This is a genomic window from Streptosporangium sp. NPDC006013 (genome assembly GCF_040614275.1).
Classification (GTDB): Bacteria; Actinomycetota; Actinomycetes; order Streptosporangiales; family Streptosporangiaceae; genus Streptosporangium.
In genome coordinates, this window is the sequence record NZ_JBEXUE010000709.1 from 1 (window position 1) to 3,795 (window position 3,795).

A 3,795-nucleotide genomic window follows, 5' to 3' on the forward strand; every position below is an offset into this window, starting at 1 on the left:
AGCCCGGCGGTGAAGGTGGACTCGATGCCGAGCAGGTCGAGGTGGGCGTTGATCTGCGGGCCTCCCCCGTGCACGATCACCGGCCTGAGCCCGGCCCCGGCACCACGGGGATCATACGGTCAACGAAAGCGACAAATCGGTCACCAGGGGTGGAGATCGCTGACCGCGCCAGAAGTACTAGGCTGGCGCCCCGTGACCGAAACGTCTGCCCTCTCCGCCGTTCCCGCCGTCTCCCGGGACGGGGTGCTGCGCTTCTACTTCGGCCCGATGGACTGCGGCAAGTCCACCCTGGCCCTGCAGATGAACTACAACCACGGCCGCCAGGGCAGGCGCGGCCTGGTGCTCACCAAACACGACCGCTCGGGCAACGCGCAGGTCACCAGCCGGATCGGTCTGGGCAGCGAGGCCGTCGAGGTCGACGACGACCTGGATCTGGTGGCCCTGGTCCGCGCGCACCAGCCCATCGACTACGTCATCTGCGACGAGGCGTGCTTCTACACGGTCGCCCAGATCGAGCAGCTCGCCGACCTCACCGACGACTACGGCATCGATGTCTACGCCTTCGGCCTGGCCTCGGACTTCCGCTCGCGGATGTTCCCCGCCGCCCAGCGGCTCTTCGAGCTGGCCGACGAGATCAACCGCCTCCAGGTCGAGGTCCTGTGCTGGTGCGGACGCCCCGGGCGCCTGAACGCCCGGGTGGTCGGCGGCAGCATGACCCGTACCGGCGAGCAGGTGGTCATCGGCGACACCGGCGCCGCTCCGATCCGCTACCAGGTCCTGTGCCGCCGCCACCACCGCTCCGGCGAGCTCGGCCTGCCCGGCCTTCCCGGCTGACCTCCCCCTCGCGGGCCCGGCGTCGTCAGACGGCGCAGTAGCCCTCGTCGTCGCAGGCGTCCCCGCCGGTCTGGGCGGCCTTGACCGCCCTGGCGGCCGGTGACTGCCCGGTGCGCTCGGCGACCTCTTCGAGGGCGGCGAGCAGGGTGTCCTCGGGCTGGGCGCCGGAGACGGCGAACTGGCCCTCGAACAGGAAGAGCGGCACCGAGCTGACGCCGATGGCACGGGCCTGGGCCAGCTCCTCCCGCACCGCCGCCGCGCCGTCCTCACCGTCGAGGTCCGCCCGTACGCCGAGCTCCCCGGCCAGCTTGGCGAGCACCTCGCGCGAGCCGACGTCGAGACCGTCGGTGAAGTGGGCCCGGAAGAGCGCGTACAGCGCCTCCTCCCCCTTGCCCTGCTCTCCGGCGAGCCGGATGAGGCGGTGCGCGTCGAAGGTGTTGGCCTGGATCGCGTGGTCGAAGTCCAGCACCAGCCCGTCCTCCGCGGCGACCCCGCCCACCCTCCCGAACATCTGCGCGGCCTGCTCGGCCCCGCCGAACTTCTTCGCGGCCCAGGTGAGCGTGAGCTCGCCGTTGGACTTCGCGTCCGGCATGAGCTGGAACGGTCTGAACTCGACCTCCACCTCCCCGCCCTTGGCCCGGTAGCGCTCGACGGCGCGGGCGAAGCGGGCGTGGCCGATGTAGCACCAGGGACAGACGACGTCTGAGTAGATTTCAACCTTCACGTACCGCTGTAACCGGTGCGGAGGGCCGCTCATTCCGCGGTGTCGCCCGCGGCCGCGGCCACGCGGCACCCGGTGAGACGGAGCGGTCAGTACGGCAGCCGCCTGCCCGCCGGAGTCCGCAGGTCCAGGGTGATCCGGGCGGCGGAGCGCGACCGCTTGCGGAGGTGGATCCGACGCATCGTCACCTGACCTTCTCGGGCTGCCGGTCGCCGGTCGGCTGCCATGCCCCGGGCGCCGGGACCGGGACGGAAAAGAGCCGCCGGGGCGCCGTCCCCCGGTGCGGGGACGGGTCGGCGGCCACAGGGGAGGCTGGAGCGGCGAACGCTCTCATGCCGCCCCGACGCAGTGGCTGTGATGGGCGGGAATGTCGCGATGGGCGGGAATGCTACGTCCGTCGGGCATAAGCTCCCCGGTGTCATCGAAGACCACCACGCCGTTGCAGAGCAGCCCCCACCCCTGCTCTGGGTGAGAGACCAGGAGACGCGCCGCCTCATGGTCAAAAGCGTCCGCGGACGGACAGGGGGGTATGTGCTGGCACACGGTCTTGCTCCGATCTTGATTGTCTGCGGGAAGGACTCCCGGCTCAGCGGGAGACGGCGCGGACGACCTTCCCAGCCGACCTCGCATCGGCTTCACGGAATCTCGCCTTCGCATCCGCGCCGGCACTTCGTGTGCTCCAACGCGACCAGGTTCTGGTGGGCAGCCCCGGTGGCGACCACGGGCTCCCCCGCCGGCGTCACCGCGTCCGTCTGTCCGATGACCCGAACATGACGCGGGATCTTCTAGCGGCGTTCCCTGAGCAAACAAGTTGTTAATTTGTCGCCTTCTTGGTGCTAATTAACCTTTGTCTACACCCATACATGCCCATCGTCGATAGAGCCGGAGTCTTGTCCTGGTAGAGCATTCTTTGCGATGAGAAGTCCCCTTGATACCAGGCGGAACCTGCCGAGCGTGGCGGGGAAATCGCGGCCGGACGCGGTCGGCGCCGGGGCGATGTGACAGGCGTCGAACTCCTCGTGTCACACCGCACCGGACCGGCGGCCGGGAGGACGTCAAGGAGCGTAAACGACGGACCAGGGACGGGGCCCGAGCGACGGTGTCGTCGGCTGTGTCGTCGGCTGTGTCGTCGACGGTGTCCCGGCCGTTCCGTGCTGGGCGAGGATCTCGGCGGCCAGCACGGCGAAGCGGGCAGCCCCCGGGTGGGCCGACCGTTCCGGCCAGGCGACGCAGATCCCCCGCCGGAGAGGATCTCCGGCCAGGGGACGCCAGATCACCCGTGGCTCCCTGCGCGCCATCGCCTCCTGCTCGAACGCCACCCCGTGGCCCGCCAGCACCAGTCCCAGCAGGAACTCCGGGTTGCGGGCGTGCCGGAGCCGCACCGGGGAGAAACCTTTCGTGCGGCAGACGTCGAGCAGGTGGTCGTACCAGGCCGGGGAGGTCTCGCGGGGGAAGACGACGAGATCGTGCCCGGCGAGCTCGGCCAGCTCGATCGCCCATGGCCGCGATCCTGACCGCTCCGGTCGTGGTTCTGACCGCGCCAGTGCCAGGGGGGAGGTACGTGGCAGCACCACGCCCAGCGGGATCTGCACGACGGGGCCGTACAGCAGACCGGGGGTGTCGACGGGGTGGTGCACGAGGCCCGCGTCGAGCCGGGCGGAGGCCAGGCGGCGGAGCTGTTCCGGCACCGTGAGCTCATGGAGCTCCAGGTGTAGCCCCGGGGTGTCCTCGGTGACGCGCCGCAGCAGGGCGTGGAGCGTCACGGCCGGGATCTCCGGGGGTACCCCGACGCGGAGGGTTCCCAGCTCGCCTTCACCGGCCTGACGCATCATCGTCCGCAGGCGCTCCTCGCCCGCGAGGAACCGCCTGGCCTCCCCGACGAGAAGCCGCCCCGCCGCCGTGAGCTCGATCTGGCGGCGCGAGCGGTCGAACAACTCGGCGCCGAGCTCGCGCTCCAGCCGCTGGATCGACTGGCTGAGCGGCGGCTGGGCGATGCCGAGCACCTCCGCGGCATGGCCGAAGTGCAGTTCTTCGGCGACGACGAGGAAATGCCGCAGGTGCCGGGAAAGGTCCACGGCGTCACGATAGGCGATCGTCCACGCGCGCCTTCATCCCCCGAGGTCCATCGGACCTCCCCGGGCATGGACGATTTTGTTGGCCGATTCGGTTCACGCGGCTAGGCCGAGTTCAGCGCCGAGTCGTTCCAGGCGAGAGGCGCGGGTGCCGCGGATCGGGATGTC

4 protein-coding genes and 1 pseudogene are annotated in these 3,795 nt (G+C 70.4%); 1 reads left to right on the forward strand and 4 read right to left on the reverse strand.

Annotated elements, in window-relative coordinates; translation table 11 throughout:
• Positions 1-95: pseudogene (locus ABZ260_RS48270) on the reverse strand (acetylglutamate kinase); the annotation flags it as partial.
• A gap of 97 nt (positions 96-192) precedes the next feature.
• On the opposite strand from ABZ260_RS48270, the gene ABZ260_RS48275 reads away from it, so the two are divergent.
• A complete protein-coding gene (locus tag ABZ260_RS48275) occupies positions 193-834 on the forward strand; it encodes a thymidine kinase (protein WP_355567598.1) in 642 nt (213 codons plus the stop codon).
• A 25-nt stretch (positions 835-859) separates the two neighbouring features.
• On the opposite strand, the gene ABZ260_RS48280 is transcribed toward ABZ260_RS48275, so the two are convergent.
• From ABZ260_RS48280 to ABZ260_RS48290, 3 genes are all read right to left on the reverse strand, one after another.
• Complete coding sequence (locus ABZ260_RS48280) at positions 860-1,558, reverse strand: DsbA family oxidoreductase (RefSeq protein ID WP_355567596.1); 699 nt, start codon at positions 1,556-1,558, stop codon at positions 860-862.
• Between the two features lie 327 nt (positions 1,559-1,885).
• Complete coding sequence (locus tag ABZ260_RS48285; protein ID WP_350929478.1) at positions 1,886-2,098, reverse strand: DUF5999 family protein; 213 nt, start codon at positions 2,096-2,098, stop codon at positions 1,886-1,888.
• Between the two features lie 512 nt (positions 2,099-2,610).
• Entirely contained in the window at positions 2,611-3,630 is a 1,020-nt protein-coding gene (locus ABZ260_RS48290) for a LysR substrate-binding domain-containing protein (RefSeq protein ID WP_355631929.1), read from the reverse strand.
• Positions 3,631-3,795: the final 165 nt, after the last annotated feature.